At 41.7% G+C, this 17897-nt stretch carries 8 protein-coding genes, 1 tRNA gene and 2 pseudogenes; 5 read left to right on the forward strand and 6 right to left on the reverse strand.

Features of this window, described 5'->3' with window-relative positions:
- Positions 1-51: 51 nt before the first annotated feature.
- The 3 genes from JMY05_RS14005 to JMY05_RS04690 form a co-directional block, all read right to left on the reverse strand.
- Positions 52-1509, reverse strand: a complete 1458-nt coding sequence (locus JMY05_RS14005; RefSeq protein WP_320157820.1) for a PD-(D/E)XK nuclease family protein — start codon at positions 1507-1509, stop codon at positions 52-54.
- 145 nt (positions 1510-1654) lie between these two features.
- Positions 1655-4582, reverse strand: coding sequence for a UvrD-helicase domain-containing protein (locus JMY05_RS14010; RefSeq protein ID WP_320157821.1), 2928 nt, complete (start codon positions 4580-4582; stop codon positions 1655-1657).
- A gap of 76 nt (positions 4583-4658) precedes the next feature.
- Positions 4659-9203, reverse strand: coding sequence for an exodeoxyribonuclease V subunit gamma (locus tag JMY05_RS04690; RefSeq protein WP_201614281.1), 4545 nt, complete (start codon positions 9201-9203; stop codon positions 4659-4661).
- Positions 9204-9660: 457 nt separating this feature from the next.
- Here JMY05_RS04690 and JMY05_RS04695 point away from each other — a divergent pair, with 457 nt between their 5' ends.
- The 5 genes and pseudogenes from JMY05_RS04695 to JMY05_RS13960 all read left to right on the forward strand — a co-directional run bounded on the left by JMY05_RS04695 (position 9661) and on the right by JMY05_RS13960 (position 12568).
- Positions 9661-10182 (forward strand): hypothetical protein, encoded by a 522-nt coding sequence (locus tag JMY05_RS04695; RefSeq protein ID WP_045447235.1) that lies wholly within the window; start codon positions 9661-9663, stop codon positions 10180-10182.
- Between the two features lie 69 nt (positions 10183-10251).
- Positions 10252-11049 carry a hypothetical protein gene (locus tag JMY05_RS04700; protein WP_045447232.1) on the forward strand — a complete coding sequence of 266 codons (798 nt, stop codon included), beginning with the start codon at positions 10252-10254 and terminating at the stop codon, positions 11047-11049.
- Positions 11050-11116: 67 nt separating this feature from the next.
- Positions 11117-11192 (forward strand) — tRNA-Arg (locus tag JMY05_RS04705).
- Positions 11193-11369: 177 nt separating this feature from the next.
- Positions 11370-12119: pseudogene (locus JMY05_RS04710) on the forward strand (IS5 family transposase).
- Positions 12120-12481: 362 nt separating this feature from the next.
- Positions 12482-12568 (forward strand): M48 family metallopeptidase, encoded by an 87-nt coding sequence (locus JMY05_RS13960; protein WP_265089060.1) that lies wholly within the window; start codon positions 12482-12484, stop codon positions 12566-12568.
- A 1649-nt stretch (positions 12569-14217) separates the two neighbouring features.
- Here JMY05_RS13960 and JMY05_RS04720 read toward each other — a convergent pair.
- From JMY05_RS04720 to JMY05_RS04730, 3 genes and pseudogenes are all read right to left on the reverse strand, one after another.
- Positions 14218-14343: pseudogene (locus tag JMY05_RS04720) on the reverse strand (IS3 family transposase); the annotation flags it as partial.
- Between the two features lie 99 nt (positions 14344-14442).
- Positions 14443-16101: a GMC family oxidoreductase gene (locus JMY05_RS04725; RefSeq protein WP_201614283.1), complete on the reverse strand. Its 1659-nt coding sequence runs from the start codon at positions 16099-16101 to the stop codon at positions 14443-14445.
- Positions 16102-16324: 223 nt separating this feature from the next.
- Positions 16325-17749, reverse strand: a complete 1425-nt coding sequence (locus JMY05_RS04730) for an aldehyde dehydrogenase family protein (RefSeq protein ID WP_201614285.1) — start codon at positions 17747-17749, stop codon at positions 16325-16327.
- Positions 17750-17897: the final 148 nt, after the last annotated feature.

Here is a 17897-nt window from a genome sequence, read left to right on the forward strand (position 1 = left end):
ATAGTTAATCGATATCATGTTTTTTAGCATTTAATCATTACTTATAGCCTACTAATCGGGCATGCCAAACAACGCATCCAAACCTTTAATAAAATCGATTGGAATATCCCACGTGACTAATCCATAGCGGTCGTTGTGCATTGAGTGGCTATTATCAGCCTCTTTAACATGTTGTGATAGATCATCAGCTGCTTGAGAATTGGGACTATACACACCTCGTAAAAAGACATACTCCACAGCGCCTAAGTACTTATCTTCATTGCCTGTATAATCATGGATTCTCATTGAAAGGAATCGATGTAACGCTACTTGATAAATCGCTGCTTGTAGCCAGTACCCTGCCTTGGACATTGCTTGCTTAAGTGTATTTTCATTATAATCGCTTAGGCTATTTCCTAGAAAGTTGCTTTTATAATCGACAACGTAATACTTGCCAGCATGTTCGTACACTAAGTCAATTTCGCCGCGCAAATAACGATACAAATGCGCTTTGTTTTGCGGAATAAGAGTGACGTGTTTGTCCATCTCATTAGGGAGATGCTGTTGGAAGAGTTTACTGATATCCTGTGCTTTAAAGTTCTCTGACAACCCCATATTGAACTCTAACTCAGAAAATCGATGACCTGCATCAATAGAGCGCAACGGCTGCTTGGAGGCCAATAGCGGCGCATCTAGTACCTCTTCAATCCAATTGATTAGTGCCTCATGCTTGGTAGCATCTATTGAAGCAAGATCAAGTGAACTAGTATTGAATGAACCGTCATCGCCTTGCTCTTGCTTCTTCGCTTGTGATCGACGGCCTTGCTGCTCAGCACTGCTATATGCCAGTGGCAGTTGATAGCTGCTGATAGCTCTATCGATAACCTGAGACCACTGCGCTTTATTGTTGAAATCAATTTTTTCAAATATCTCATGCAAAAACGTACCCGCATTGGCTCCTTTCACAAAAGTAAAGCGGATATCATCCTCTGATTTGAGATTTAACCCATCGACTTTTTCAAGAGACGCATCACTATTAAGCAAATGCTCAACCGACACTGAAGTGTCTGCCATATCAATGTCTATAGCATCATCAATACGCTCATCCACTATCGCCATTGCTTGTGTAGATTCATCGAGCTGACGAGCCAAAGCGGTAAAGCTAGTCTTAGCCCAACCATGAAAATAATTGGTTTTCATAACCTCTGCAAAAGGCGCGTATTCAATAGTCTCTGTGGCAGGCTTATGAGCATCTAACTTGGTTGCGGCTAACTGAACATTGTCATTTACGCCTGCTGATTTAGCAGCATTACTTGCGTAATTATTGTCATAAAACTCATTAACCTTATGCCCTCTGAGCATGCCTATGGTGCCTTTGAGCCTATCAGGTAGTTCAAACTTTGCTTCTGGCGATTCAAACCAATAAAACACTGGTTTTCGCTTCATATCTCTTGTGTCATTAGGGTCTCTCAGAACAACATAAAGCTGCTCACTGGCACGGGTAAAGGCCACGTAACCTAGTCGTCGCATCTCATCGAAATCTTCCCGCGTTTCGATATCGGTGTAGTAGTCGTCTGTGGTAGCAGAACCTTGTATCGGTGAGAAGCGGCGTTGATTTCCTGTTGATTGACTATCTAGTGACTGCTGTACTAATGCTGAAGGTGCTTGATCTGCGTTATATTAAATACAGGCCATACTTCTCATTGGTGCCTGACCTCCTACTGGCATCACCCATTCCCAGTACATAGACAATGGGAAACTCAAGCCCTTTGGATTTATGAATGGTCATTAGCTGCACACCAGACTCTGTCGGTAGCGGATATTGCTTAGCCCAATCGCTATTGGGCGCTGCATCTATATTTTGTCTAAACCAAGCCAATAGTTCATGCTCACCCATACCTAGGCCATACTGCGCCAAGATATCCATCACATGACGCAAATCCATGATATGACGATCGCCTTCTGGATGAGCCGCTAGCGCTTGCCAAACGCCTTGCGGCTGTATGGGATTTTTATCTAACAAGTAATGCAATGCTGACAAAATACCAAAGTGCTGCCAACGCTGTGCGCCTTCTTTTAGATAAGTAATAAAAGCTTGATAACTTTTTTTATTATCAGTAGCCTCATTAACTGAGGTATCCTTCGAATTAGAGTTGTGTGAATGGGCGCTTGTGGTACTGCTGCTATCAGTAACTCCTGACTCATGATCCGTCATCATGGCTTTGATGTTTTTAATACTCAGTCCATACAGATGACTTGTCAACACCCGATTAATCATGTCATGACGATACGGATATAGCATGGCACTCAGCAGCGCCGCCACATCTTCTGCCATGATGGTTTCAAAGATACTGACATCACTAGTAGTCAAGGTCGGTACATTAAGCTTAACCAACTCATCCTCAACCCGCTTTAAGTCTTTTTTGGTACGTGCCAGCACGCCGATATCACTGGGCTGAATAGGCTTGCCTTTTAAGGTCTGACCACTATTGAGCAAAGTCGCAATATGACGCGCTGTGATTTCATACTCATCGTACTCAAGCTCTTTGTTTTTATCATAAGGCAGATGTAATACGCTCACTGGCTGAGCAGAGAGCACCTCAGTCACTAAAGTAGTGCTGTGAGCGTCTGGTTCATTAAACCAAGACAGCTGATTTTCTGGTTTTGCCGCTTTAATATGCTGATAGTAAATACCTGCGCCTAATTGAGCTAACTTATTCTCAACAATGGTTGCATCAGCCATGCCGAACCAACAGTTTAGGGCATTAATCACACCAGCATTTGAGCGTCGGTTAATATCGAGCGTCCAAAGCGTGCTTTTATCAAATTGGGCTTTCATGTAGTTATAGTTGGCCACATCGCCACCACGAAACCCATAAATAGCCTGCTTGGGATCACCAACCAATAATAAAAATTCATGACTAGATTTTTTAGTAGCTGACTGTTTATCATTATCAGCAACCTTGCCCTTTTTCTTTGGTAAATAGATACTTTCAATCATAATAGCTTGCGCGCCATTGATATCTTGCGACTCATCAATCAACGCCACAGGATAGTGATGACGAATATAACGCGCCAGCTTTTCGCCTTGCCGACCCGTTAATGCTTGGTTTAAACGCACCATTTGCAGGCTAAAGGTCGTCTCACCACGCTCTTCCAAAATAATTGGTAGCCTGTCACGTACCGCAAGCACGATATGACGATTAAGATTGGCTAAAACAGTCACTATATATTCATCGAGCTGTTGGATATAGTTATATAGCATGAGCAACATCTGCACTGATTCAGTATTGACGAATCTGATTCTTCCTTGCTCTTTATCTTCTAAAAATCCAGAATCTTCTGAATCATCGAAAGTTGCTTGAAGCTGTTTTAAGAAATTCGCTTGCGGGGTAGATAAACTTTGATAAAAAGAAAGCTGCTTCTTTTGAATAAGGCCTTTAAAATCTTCATAAAAACATAAGTTTTTAGCGACACTCTTTCGATTATTAAATCCTTCTTTTTTTCTAAAGCTCAGATCTAAATAAGGTTGAAGATCATTAAAATCAAAATCACAGAACTGAACTAAGAACTTTTCATAATTTTGAATACTAAAGTCATTTACTACAATCTCATCAATTGGCGCAGAAATAAAATTAAGCGAGCGAGTCACATATTTTTTATGATCACTCACGGCAGTCAACTTGCCTTGCTGATCCATAAGCGCATACAGTTTAGGCTGCTCATGATGTAAGCGGCTTTGAAACTGACGCAGCTCATCATGAATAATACTATCGGTCACCTGCTCAATACTGCTCTCTTCGATAATAGCCATACCTTGCTGATGACCTGTCTCGCTACTGTACTCCTTCAGCCATTTTTGTGCCAAGCTATCGAGCGTACCCACAAACAGTTTATCCAACGTGGTTAAAACCAGTGCGGTACGCCTGATAGCTTCCGTCATTGGATAGCTGTACACGTGATCCAGCAAATAACCAACGAGATGCAGGTTAATGGGATCTTGCATGATGCCATCCAAGCGCACATATTTAGCCTGTGCTACCAACCAATCTTCACGGTCTTTTTTTGCTTGCGCACGCTTTGTGGCAGCAGCTTGCTTATCAGTAGCAAGGTCTTGGTTTAACTCATCAGCGCCTATCTCAGTATTTAAATCCGTACTTGATTTTTTGCCCTCTTGTTTATCCTTATCGCTTTCAGGCATCACCTGCAATATATTGGGATACAAAGCCTCCTTATTACTGATGTCAGCACTTAAACTGTTGACCCACTGCAATAATTGATAAAAATCCACCAAACGATCATGAATACGCTGACGCATCTCAGCGGCAGCGGCTCGCGTAAAGGTAGTAGCAATAATTTGCTCTGGCGCACGTCGTGCTTCAATTAGCAGGCGCAATACAATGCCTGTTAGCGTCCAAGTTTTACCAGTACCAGCAGACGCTTCAATCAGGTGCTTGCCCGTTAGGTCAACATCAACTGCTGGTATCACATCAGCCTTACGCTCACTCATAGGATCTGAGTGAGGCGCATCTGAGTGCTCATCGAATAAATGTGGCTGTGTAGAAAGTTCAATGATATTGGTTGGATCAGTCAAGTCTGTCATATGGGCGCATACTTTTAATTATTATTTATTAAAACAAGATAGCAAAAATTAATTAGAGGCTGTTCTAGATAATGGGCTAGCCATCTAAGTCAATTAACGCAGTAAACATCGGCTCGTACAATGGTCGCGCCAAGGTGGTCAACGCGTCTGACAAAGCCTTAAATCCATCTTGATCACGTAGTACATATTGCCAAATGGCATGCTGAGAGCAAGTATCATATACTGTGTCTGTATGATAGCCAGACCGTAGCCAATCTGAAAAGTCTGCTCGTTTTGGCCAATAACTGCCGCCTTCACTATCTTCAGATTTTGAACACTGATCAAGGTAATTGAGTGCATATTCAGGCAATAAAGTAATAGGCACTTGCCCAGATAACTTGGAAAAAATCGCCCATTTTATCAGCTCAATAACAGCGTCTTCATAGACAATGGGGCTTAGTTTAAATGCGATTACTTTGTCATACTTTTTGACTTGTGAGCTAGGCTTATTAAAGCGCCAAATACTCACCCCATCATTGAGTGCCACTTGCTCAGCAGTGGTACGTCTGGCCACTTGCCAATACAAATGTGATAACCAAAATTTGAGTAAATGCCTAGGACTGGCAGAATTGGGCAATATGTTTAACCACTGCTTGGGTGATTGCTGAGCATAAGGCATGCCCGCCTGAATATGAGAGTGGCTATCATGCGCATCTATCGGCACTGCTGTTGGTAATGATACTGGTGCTAATATAGGTACTGAGCCTTTGATCTTAATGATTTTCGGCAACAGCTTAAGCAGTGCTTCTATCTCGTTAATATCTGTCTGGCTGTTTGACCCGTTATCAGTGTTATTCAGTATATTTTTTAGCTCTATCTGGACAGGATGCTCGGCGGTTGGCGTTAGTAGCTGCAAACCTGTCGTACCCTCTATCCCATCTTCATTGGGTACAATATTTTCGCCAAAACCATTAGCTATTAACTGCTCTTTAAATTCCAAACATTGCTGTTGCAGTTTTTGTTGTTGATTGGGTAGCGTGGTTTGGCGAGCCACACCTGCTGGCATGATTTTTTGATACATCAGGATTGGAGTAGTGGTTTCAGCCGCTGCATTACTATTATTCTTACTCTCATCAGTAACCAACTGTTTAATCAAGTGCTCTTTGATTTGATAGGTAGTCAAACTGTTTAGAAATAATGGCTCTTGATGCGACAGTGCTTCTTCACCTTGTACCACATGCACCTTTTGAGCCCGTAAGAACGCTTTGGCAGGATGGCGCACTTGGTAAGCCAATGCACCTTCAACATCTATCTCCCCAATATTAAATATGCTATCAGATACAGCTTGGGAGAGCACCTGAGTCATATCACTGATATTGCTAGTATCAACAACAGCCTCTAATGCCAATAGTTCAACCAATGCAGACAAGGTTTGAGTGTTTACTTGACCGAGCTGACCCAAGCCTTGACCAAGCATCTTAGCGATTGCTTCGTACTGTGTCTTTGTGGGCAAGCCAACCAACTGTACCTGCTCACTAGACACTCTGCCCTTTAGTGTATCAAACACCGCTTGCCAAAGCGGCGCAGGCGGAAATTGCTTTTTTTGCGCCAATTTGGTTTTGCGCATGGCTTTACTTAAGAGAATGTCCAGCTCATCAATCATCTCAACAGGGCTGGAATCCTGAGCATTGATATTAATGTTGGCATTAGCATTGTCATCAATATCAGAAGACGCTTGCTCAGAAACATTCGTACCTTCAATTTCTGTTTCAAACAGACTCTCATGAAAAGGCAGAGCAGGATGCTCAGTCACCAACCACTGCTTAATCAATTTAGGCAAATAGCGCTTGAGACTTTCGGTGGTTGGGTCAACATCCTTAGGTAATGTCTCAAGCGAGTTCACCTGCCATTGCACTTCGCCTTGCAAAAACTGTAATAGCTCACTCACTGGATTGGCTGGCAGATGCTCATGAGTGTCCGTCAAGCTTTGACCGTTGTAGAACATCCAGCATGCACTGCGCGCGCACAGCAGGGCATCTAAAAATGCACCGTTGTCATCGTCCTCACTGACTCTGTCACCGCGGCGAGCATTGGTCGCTTTCATCAAATCATAGCGGTTGTCACGATCACGCCCAGGGAACTCTGAGAGATCCATGTTGAGCATGACCACCAACTCAAAAGGCACGTTCCTTAAAGCACCAAACTTACCAAAGGTAATAACACCAGTAGGCTCAGCACTGACTTGCTGACTTTCAAGCTCGTTTTCAATACTGTCTAGCATAAAGCTCAACTTTAGTGGCAAGTGCTCCACACCTGCCAGCCTTTGCTCCACTTCTCTGTTGTCGACATCACCACTCGAGTACTGCCTATAGTGACGATTGGCTCGCAAACTTGATTTAAAGCCATTCATCGCATTGTAAATGGCGCGCATGGTACGCGTTTGGTCCACATCGCCAAAGTAGCAATGAATCACTTGTCTCTCAATCTGATCGAGCCAGTCTTCCGCTTTCATTTTTTTTGTATGGTCATCCCGTCGTGCGACCAAACCGGTATAAATGCGGCAAAGCGCTTCAACAATCAACGTATCATTTAAGCTGACTTGTGGTAGCGGTAAAGTCATTTCTGGTAAGGCAGTGCTTGGACATTCATCCTCATCTAAAGGATACAAGCAGTCGCTCAACTCAGCCTCTGGCATGACCAGACCTAGGGTCAATCTGTCTAACGCTTGCGCAAAGCTAAAGCGATAGTCGTAATCATTACTATCCAACGTTTGCTTAAGATGCAGCTCGTCAAAACCGCGAATAAAGCCCGCCTCTACCAATAAATCACAGCCACGGCTCATTTGCTCATGAGTCAGTCCAAAGCTTTCAAACAAGGGCGGCAACATCAACCAGTCTAAGACTTCAGCTGCTTCAAAACGGGCGCTATGGCTACCCAATAGTTTGTAAAAACCGATAATCGCTTCCCATAACTGCCGAATGTCGGCATCAACAACACCAGTTACCTTAGCAGGCAAAGTCAAACCATCTTGACCTCTGCCACTGACAAAGATAGAGCCAATCAGTGCATGATGACGCTCAACATCGGGTAGCAACACAACAATATCGGATATGTGGCGTTTTTTCTCACCAGATTTGATAGGCTCATTTAGCCAACGACCAATCATGATACGCAGCACTTCAAGTTGACGCTGCAAATTATGACATGAGTGAATGCTTAGGCTATTATCTTGCGAAGAGATTGCCCAAAAACGGTCTTTCTCAAAGCGCTTCTTCTCCAACGCCTCATCGTCATACCAAGCCGTTGCTTGCTTATCCTCATCAAGGCTTGGCGCTATCTGCTGACTCACTGCTTGCGAGACTGTAGCAGCCGTTGCTTGCTGAGTCGATTGCTCATCAAGCATTAACACATCGTTCTGTAAACGCTTTAACAAACTTGGACTATTCTGAGCGCTACTAGCATCATAGATATACTCAGCAGCAACCCCATTATTAGAACCAATGCTCAGCGTATCATCAAAATTATCTTGCCATTCAACCAGTGCATCGTCGTATTGCTCATTACCTGAAAGATTGGCAAGCATCGCAAAAGCATCGCGCGACTGTTTGCCCAAACGTGATAGCAAGCTATGACCATAATCACGCAAAAATACACTCTCAGGGTTAATAATCTGCTGGCGTTGTAACCAAGATTTATCAACAATATCCGCCCAAAACAGCTTTGATGGGTTGTAATGCAATAACATGATATTCATGTATTTTGACAAGCGCTGTAAAAAATCAAGCTCGGTCTGTGGCAACTGCTGAATGGTAAAAATGCGCAGTACTTTGGGCAACTGAGCACGCTCATTCGCCTTGTTGTCTTTTAAGGCTGACCAGAAAGCATGCTCCAGTGCCACACGGTGTAGATGAACGTCAGCAAACAAATGCGACCACAAAAATCGTTGCGCCGCCTCTAACTCAACATAATGCTCAACCAACCACTCAGGCGTGCCGCGCGTATATTTATCAAAGCGCAATGACAATGCATCTTTGTCTGCTATCAACTCATTCACATTCAGCGGTTTGTTGTACGACCATGAATCTAGCCAATCCTCACGGTGTGTTAAGTAGCGGTTAAACACTCTTGCCAAATCGCTTGCTAACTGCCAGATACGGGCGTCTTGTTGTGACTTGTCCTTTATAATGTCCTGTCGCACATTGTCTTGATGAGTATCTGCCTGCGGCTCATCAATCAAAGAAGCTAATAGTGGATTAACTGGATGCTTCTCATCTGTGACAATCGCCTCTTGATAGTAGGTCAAATAGCCAAACAATCGCCACTGCATGACCGTTGGTGACAACACCGCCACTTCTGGTACATTAAGAGTTTCCGCTTCAGGGTTTTGCGCTAGCAAAGAAGCGTTATGGCGGGTTAATACATCCTGCATGAGCGTCCATTGATACTGACCCCAGAACTTAGTACGCACCAAGGTACTAATACCAGCACGGCTGGCAATGGTTTTGTCCAACCAATCGCCCAATACCATTGAGGGCACAATGACAATAAAAGGCTCAAAAACAGGCTGATCCTTAGACTGATATTGCACAAGCAGTTGATCAACAAGGTTTTCGGTGCGGTGCGATTGAATAATGGTAAACATAGAGGATAGTCTGATTGAAGTTATAATATGAGTGATAGTGTGATGTAGACGGTCGTGAATGCCTGAAATGGAATAGCATTTGCGTTAACTTTCTAATGCATATTGATGGCTGCTAAGGAATACCACGAAGGATACTCACCAATCTATGTTTCGCGGTCGTTACTACAATGTATTTCTGCTAGCATGGCTGTCATAAACACGATGCAAATGACAACAACGATTAACTATCCTTGTATCATCAGTGATTATTTATAACAATCATAAAACAGGCTGCTGATTAGTGTGCCATCGATAGCTATCGTTTACTAGTATATGTGCCACTATTATAATATCTTACGACAGATAGTGTCGCATTGATAAGTCTCATATTTATGAATAGAGAAGTCAGTGCTGCTGTCAGATTAATTGCTGTAATTTTTATGTCCATAACCCTTTTTTAACGGAATAATTTAATACTATGCCCTTGCGTCCCATTGATGCCATTTTCGTTCATCCTAAACGACGTTTATATGTTGTATACTATCGCGGTGAATTGTGGCAATTGCCACGTATGAAAATTGACGACAGATCGTGGCAAAATAGACAGCCCTATACTGATGATAGTCGCTCGCTTTATTTGAGCATCCATCAAGCCATTAACGACCCCATACTTGCACAAAAACTGCGAACATTGAATCTGCCTATCGCGGTGCGTGGGAGTACGCTGCCACGCTTTGAAGCATGGTGGGAAGCCCATGGTTTTGAATGGCTTAAAGACAAGCTTACGATGGGCGAATCGCCATTGGCTGCACACCAAATAAAAGCCATTGACAATGATGTTACCTCCCCCTCAAACGATCAACCTGTGCTATCCAATCAAAATAGTACAATGGGTCATAAGAATAATAGCGAGAAAAAACTTTTACCTGATTCAAAAACCGATATTTTTGCAGATATGCTTGCGGACTTAGCAGATGAAGTGTTACACCAACAGCTTTAAAAATAATACGTCATACACCGCATTTTATGTAAACTTGACACAAACCCATTAAGAGAAGAGCAGTAACATATGAGAGACTACAAGCTGCTACTGGCTGGGCTAATTTTACTGCTGCTGATAATCTTTATTGCAATCTTTACGTGGTTATGGAGCAATAACCGTAAAAATATAGATCCCCTACCGATTATGGCAAATGCAAATGAGCCGTCAGCCACCACTCAAGACGAGGTAAATACCCTCACCGACAGTACGCTGTATATAAAGGCAGAAGAGGATTTACAAGCACCCTTGGACGATATCATCGTTAGCTTCGAATCTCGTTATCCTCATGTGCAGGTTGTGCCAAGTTATGTACCTGCCAGCGACCTCTTAACATTATCAAACGCCAATCCTAGCCATGATAAACACTCTGAATTTGGCGCTGATATAGACATGATCATCGCTAACGACAGCCTATCTGCAGACCGTCTGACACCGTTACAAGCAGAGCTAAAAGCGGCTCAAGATAAAATAAACCAAGACAAAGAAAATATCAGCAATACTGATGATAAAAAAGTAGATACTGCTGAGACTGGTGCCATTGAGACTGACAATGCAGAGGCACGTACCCTAAATTCTTTCAGCTATGCATTGAGAGACAAGCAAGCGCTTGAAGGGGTTATTTTGACAGAGAATACTGCTGCTATTAACTTTCGTAATTTTTTACTTTCGAGTACCGGACAAGATATATTAGAAAAGTACGATTATTATAATATCGAAGGTTATAAAAACAGTGTAAATGACTTGTTTAATCCAACATCACGTGCACAAAAAGCAGCAAATGCCAACACTGTGAATGTCGCTGACGCCTTGAGTAATGGCAAGTAATGATAAAATCTTTATATTTTGTTGATTGCTTTTATGAGCGATTTTTCCTACAATGTTATTCCAAAATGCGCCTATAGCTCAACAGGATAGAGCAGTTGCCTCCTAAGCGATCGATCCGAGTTCGAGTCTTGGTGGGCGCACCAATCATTGTATTTAGACATAACCTCGCATTACCTCAATCCCTTTAAACACCTATCATACCTAGTTATCAGTCTTTATTAAACACTTGTCATTACCTACTAGGGCGTGTCCCTAATCTGTAAAAGTAAGTATAAAGGCTTTAAAATAAAGAGACTATTTCAAACAGGGCTCTCTAAATTATGGCAAGAACAGTGCTCACCGATAATACATGGGAACAACTCCAAAGTACCATGAAGGCTCATGGCTGTCATACTTGGAAAAACGACAAACAAGTCATGGAAGCCATATTGTGGAAACTTCGTACAGGCGCGCCATGGCGTGATATACCGAGTGAGCTATGCCCATGGAAAACGGCCTACAACCGTTTTAATAGGTTGTCAAAAAAGGGGTTGTGGGAACAATTTTTTTGACCTACGAGCAAGTATTGATGAAGAATGGGTATTCGCAGACGGAAGCTATATCCGCTGTCATCAGCATTCAAGCGGCGCAAGACGAGGAGAGCTTCGAGCCACTGGAAAGTCACGAGGTGGAACCACTACCAAGATTCATCTCGCCGTCGATTCGCATGGAAACCCGATTGATTTTAAAATCACTGGGGGTGACGTCCACGACAGCCAAGCGGTAGATGATATTATAGAGATGCTAACGGATGCGACCTACTTTATTGCTGATAAAGCTTATGATTCTGAAACCATTAGAACTAGGCTAAAGCAAGATAACATAAGCCCTGTCATCCCTAAAAAAAAAATGCTAAACAACCAGATGTAGCGTTTGATCACTATTTATATAAGCTACGACACTTAGTTGAAAACACGTTTGCAAGGCTAAAGCACTTCCGTAGTATTGCGACTAGATACGAAAAATTGGCTCGTAATTATAAGTCTATGCTGTATCTAGCTTGTACTATGATTCATTGCAAACTGAATTAGGGACACGCCCTAGTAAGCTAGTAGTTCAGTCAAAACTATTTAATATCTTTACTTTCATATCATTAGTTAGCAATCACACGGATTACAACTACATAAAAAGGATTACTAGTTATTTTATACCCCTTTCCGATGTGTAGTGGCGCAATGGCTTACAAATGTCACAGTTCCTGAAGAATTGTAACGATATAAAATTATTATTTACTTATCAATTAATTTTGCATAAATCGAGGGTAATTGAACAATAACTGTGCAAGGTAAGGATTCGCAGTTAAATAGTCTGAGCAGATCAATGTAACTGTCTCTAGCTAGCAAGTACAAAGAAGAAAACTAAATGGGGCAGCTGTAATATCAAGGAAGGGCAAATATTACTTAATCTTGAATTGGCTAAAAAGCCCCTTCCCTGTTTAGAGTATATTATCGTGCATGAGTTATTACACTTTAAAGAATGACAACATAACGATAGGTTTAAAGCTTTATTGTATACACACATGCCTGACTGGAGATCAAGACGTGATGTACTTAATCACATGACCTTTAGGTCTAGAGGGCTGGAAACAGCGGGGGTAGTATCTTATTGTCTGATCAGATATATATGTTGGCCACTATTAAGCTAGATAAGTCATTTTATTATACGAATGAAATGACTTATCTAGCTTGACTGATACTCAAAATCTTCTCTATCTTTAACTAAGTTTAACGCTATAGAAAAATCACTTTATAGGCTGGCTTGATATTTGTCAGATGCCAACTACTTCGTTAGTGTGGGTATAAGAATATCAAGATCATAAATTCATATACGGTATGAATGATTTTGATAGAAGTAAAAAAGATTACCAACACTATACTAGGCATAGTGTTAACAACCTTTCTTTAGTTAGCATTTTACTTAGGTGATGTGCTTAATATTGGGGTTTGAGAGGGTTGGGATGCCAGCTTTGGTGCTGCAAATAATCACTGGACTTTGGATGGCCTACCAGCTATTACCCAACATTGCTGCATGGTTTGAACTTGATAATGATTTTAGTATTCTTATTAGGGCGTGTCCTCAATTCAATCGATTATTATCTAAATGGACTAAAAATGGCTAAATTTTGCCAAACATCGTCAACTAGCTTATTAATATCTCGATATTATTTGCGCTACTTTCCTTGTTTGACGGCAATTTATCTCATTTTTACCCCCATTTTTAAAATGAGGACACGCCCTAGTCTCAAATCACTATTATTGCTAATGACTGTTCTGGTTGCTTTACACGCTCGTTTCTATCGGATACCCAGACTGTCTGTTCAGACCCTGAAAGGGTTTTCAATCAATATCATATTGGTCACTTTGTTTTCTGTCGCCTTTGTTGTCGTTGGTACGCTCTTTCGCACAGGGTTCGTCTAGTGATTCGATATTTTTTGTTATGAACAGAATCTAATCGTACCTCAATATTTAAATTGAACCATAGCGTTAGCAGTTTTCCAAGTAACCGGCCTAGTGGTATCTGCATGTTACTAGCCCATAACCGCAGTTTTTTATCTGACCACTGTCATTTAGTCCAATCTATATTTTCATGAATATAAGGCGACATGCTTCATAAATACGAGACAACCATTTTTTTGATGATAAAAATATTATTTTTGGCTTGATCGACGCTAGAGTGGAAGTCAAAATACTATAAATTATAGTTCCTAAACTAAATAAAGACACAAGCGAGTAGTAATACCTCTGAACACTTTCTACCAAGTGGCGACAGCCATATAAGTACCAGTTTAGCGTATTGTTGTTGCGTTTTTAATTTGGCTTAACGAGCATTCACATCTCTCAAAGATACAATCTCTTACGTCGCTACCCGTCATAGCCTTTTTCTTTGTTGTGGTAAACAAAATTGTAAGACGTCGCGTATTTTTTTCAACCACTTCCCAATCCTACAAAGTCCCTAAGTTACTTCAAGAATTTTCGACTGGACGGTATCTATACTAAGGCGTGCCCTCAATCTGAACAATAAATATTTGCCAAACTGTGTCACGTAGCTTGCTAATATCTCGATATTATCTGCACTACCTTTCTTGACCTATGCCGTCAAATCCGTATAGATAAACTTGGGAGATTTTAGTTACGCAGCTTGACGATAATAATCAAACCACACTTGTCTTGGCGATTTATAACCTAAAGCCTTTCGAATCCTAGTCTGACTATAATACAATTCAATATATCCAATGATACTCAGCATAGCCAAAAAAACCCATAAGTTATCAGCTTATGGGTTCCCTTCATTTATTTTACAAGCTAAACAGTATTTACATGGAGTCGGATTTAGATGTCCGACTTAATATGTAATTTATACATTGTCCTCTTTAATCATATCAGCTGCCTTTTCTGCTACCATAATTGTAGGTGCATTGGTATTACCAGCCATAACGAACGGGAAAATAGAGGCATCTACCACACGCAATCTTTTAACACCTCGAACCTTTAATCGTGGTGTTACCACTGCCAAACTATCAATTCCCATTTTACAGGTGCCATTTTGGTGATGGTAACTGACAACTGATGATCGTGCATACTCTGCAATTTGTTCATCTGTTTTAACATCTTCACCTGGATATATTTCTCGACCACGCCACTCCACTAAAGCTGGTTGGTTTGCGATATTGCGCATCTGTTTAATCGAAGTCACTAATGTATCGACATCATATTGTGTATCAAGTACATTGGGATCGATATTCATCTTATCATCAGGATTAGCACTGTTTAGTGTAATCCTGCCGCGTGAGGTCGGTCTAACTCCTGCAGCTACTAGAGAGAATGCATTTTGAACGGAACTATCTTGACCAGGTGCGTAATAAGGAACATGGAAAAAAAGTGGCTGCATATCGGCCCCTAGTAGAGCTGTCTGAGTTTTTGCAAACATATGAGCATGCAATACTTGAATAGACATGTCACTTGGTGGTGGAACCTCTTTCTTTCCTTCGTATATTACAGGGCTTAAGTTATGATCGTGGAGGTTTTCACCTACACCGGGGCTATCGACAACCACATTAATACCAAGCTTTTCTAACTCTGATTTTAACCCAATGCCTGATAGCATCAAAATACGAGGAGACTCAATAGCACCGCCACATACAATCACTTCTTTTTTAGCTTTGACTGTTTTGATAGTGCCTTCTTGACGATATGTAACACCTGTTGCTACACCCTTTGTTATATTTACTTTATGGACACGTGAGTTAGTTATTAATGATAAATTAGGACGATTGAGAGCTGGACGTAAGAAAGCGACTGCTGTGGAGTGTCTCTTCCCATCTTTCGTATTTAAATCAGTATAACTGACCCCTTCTTGTGTCTCCCCATTGCTGTCATCATTGAAAGGGATACCAGACTCTATAGCAGCATCAACTATCGCTTTCGTGACTGGATGAGGAGTAAAATCTGCAGTAACATGAAGTAGCCCGTCACCGCCATGATAGACACTTGGACCACGTGAGTAATTTTCTGACTTTTTGAAATATGGTAGTACATCACTATAAGACCATCCATCACAACTTAATTCATTTGCCCAATGATCATAATCAGATGCATTACCTCGCACATAAATCATGGCATTTAATGAAGATGACCCACCCACTGTTTTACCACGTGGCCAATTTAAGATACGATTGTGTGCATTTTTTTGCGGTATAGTTTTATAGTCCCAATCATATTCGGTACCCCATAGCTCAATTAAACGCATGGGTGTTGATATCATTTCACTGTTATCAGGACCTCCTGCTTCAATAATAAGTACTTGACTACCGTCTTCAGTTAGACGATTCGCAAGTACGCAGCCTGCTGAACCTGCGCCAATAATCACATAATCGAATTCCTTACTATGGCTATCTATAGGATTAATACTTGCACCTATAGCACCTTTAGATAACATAAGCACACCTGAAGCAACTGCGGTGTATCCTAAAAAATTGCGACGTGAAATACCTTTTGATTTATTTTTAGTAGACATGAAAACTCCTTTTTACTGTCAACTATATTCTTTTGTTTTAGATGAGCCTATTTCAATTAAAATAACTAACCATATTCAGATAACTGATTTTTTCTACTAACAACCATGTAATCTGATGCTTTTAGCATCTCTAAAGATAAGTACTCACTACCTGTTCTACTTCAGCCATATTTTTTGCATTTAACTAGCGGTCACTAGATGCTTGCTATGTAATAAATATCTATCAAGATTTAAAAATTTGCATGGTCTGTATAGAAGTAAACTCTTTAAGACCAGCTTCTCCGAACTCAATACCAAACCCAGAGTCTTTAACACCACCAAACGGAGCATCGGGTTGCACCATGGCATGATTATTAACCCACACAGTGCCACAGTCTAAACGTGAGCCTATACTCTGTGCTTTTTCGATGTCTGTTGACCAGACTGAACCGCCAAGTCCAACAGATAAGCGGTTGGCACTGGCAATCGCCTCTTCGACATCGCTAAACTTAATAATCGGTAGAATCGGTCCAAACTGTTCTTCATCAACCAATCTTGCGCCATCATTGATATGGTTCACCAGCGTTATGGGGTAAAAATAGCCGGTCTCGTCTACCACTTCCCCGCCGCATAAGAAGTTTGCACCGCGCTCTTTGGCATCTTGAGCAAGCGCTTTGACAATATTCAATTGTGCCTTATTTTGTAGAGGTCCAAAGTCGGTGTCTTCATCAAGCCCATTACCTGTCTTCATACTTTTGGCAATCGCGGTCAAGGCTGCACACAACTCATCATGCACGGATTCATGCACATACAGTCGTTTTAGGGCGGCACACGTTTGGCCATTATTGATAAAAGAGGTTGCAAAAATCTTACCCGCGATGGCTTCAATATCAGCATCCGCCAGTACAATACCAGCGTCATTGCCACCTAACTCAAGCGTTAAACGTTTTAAAGTCACCGCAGCGCTTTTCATGATGGCCTTGCCCGTTGGGGTTGAACCTGTAAATACAATCTTTTGAATGTCCACATGTGCAGACATCGCCGCACCAATATCACCTTTGCCAGTCACCACATTCAATACGCCTGCTGGCAAAATATCTTTAGCAATCTCACCAAAGCATAGTACGGTCAATGGGGTCATCTCAGACGGTTTCATGACGACGGTATTACCAGTGAGCAAAGCAGGAATGATGTGCCAAATACCGATGAGTAAGGGATAATTCCATGGGGTAATTGAGCCCACAACGCCCAGTGGCTTACGATGTAACTCTATCCGAGCCAAGTCATTGTCTTGAATGGTTTCTGGCTCTAACGCCATGTTGGCAGTCGCACGTATCCAAGCCAATGCACCACCCAATTCAAAGCCTGCACCCAAATCGGCAAAACCTTTTGTGGGTTTGCCTTGCTCTTTGGTCAGCATCGTCATAAGCACATCAGCACGAGCTTCAACCGCATCAGCAAGCTGCATTAAGTGGTCACGGCGCTCTGCATAGGTGAGTGCTGACCAACTAGGGAACGCAGCTTTGGCTGCTGCGACTGCTTCATCTAGTTGAGCCACACTGGCCTTTGGGCAGCAGGCAATAACCGATTTATCAGCAGGGTTGATGACATCAAAATAATCGGTAGTGGCAACGCTTTTACCACCGATAATTAAATTAAAAGATTCCATTATTCATCCTCTTATTGTTAGGATCTATTGTCTATAGAGTTGACCCGAATGATTTAAAAATAGTAGATTTAAACAATTGGCTTTAAGAACGCTAAAAATAATGGGCCTTAATGCAACAATATGAGTGCCACATTAAAGCCCATTATGT

The organism is Psychrobacter sp. JCM 18902, from assembly GCF_904846615.1.
Classification (GTDB): Bacteria; Pseudomonadota; Gammaproteobacteria; order Pseudomonadales; family Moraxellaceae; genus Psychrobacter.

Excerpts from the sequence above, each read along its gene's own strand:
- JMY05_RS14005 (WP_320157820.1), bottom strand. The coding sequence starts at position 1,509 with ATGCGACGACTAGGTTACGTGGCCTTTACCCGTGCCAGTGAGCAGCTT.
- JMY05_RS14010 (WP_320157821.1), bottom strand. The coding sequence starts at position 4,582 with ATGACAGACTTGACTGATCCAACCAATATCATTGAACTTTCTACACAG.
- JMY05_RS04690 (WP_201614281.1), bottom strand. The coding sequence starts at position 9,203 with ATGTTTACCATTATTCAATCGCACCGCACCGAAAACCTTGTTGATCAA.
- JMY05_RS04695 (WP_045447235.1), top strand. The coding sequence starts at position 9,661 with ATGCCCTTGCGTCCCATTGATGCCATTTTCGTTCATCCTAAACGACGT.
- JMY05_RS04700 (WP_045447232.1), top strand. The coding sequence starts at position 10,252 with ATGAGAGACTACAAGCTGCTACTGGCTGGGCTAATTTTACTGCTGCTG.
- JMY05_RS04725 (WP_201614283.1), bottom strand. The coding sequence starts at position 16,101 with ATGTCTACTAAAAATAAATCAAAAGGTATTTCACGTCGCAATTTTTTA.
- JMY05_RS04730 (WP_201614285.1), bottom strand. The coding sequence starts at position 17,749 with ATGGAATCTTTTAATTTAATTATCGGTGGTAAAAGCGTTGCCACTACC.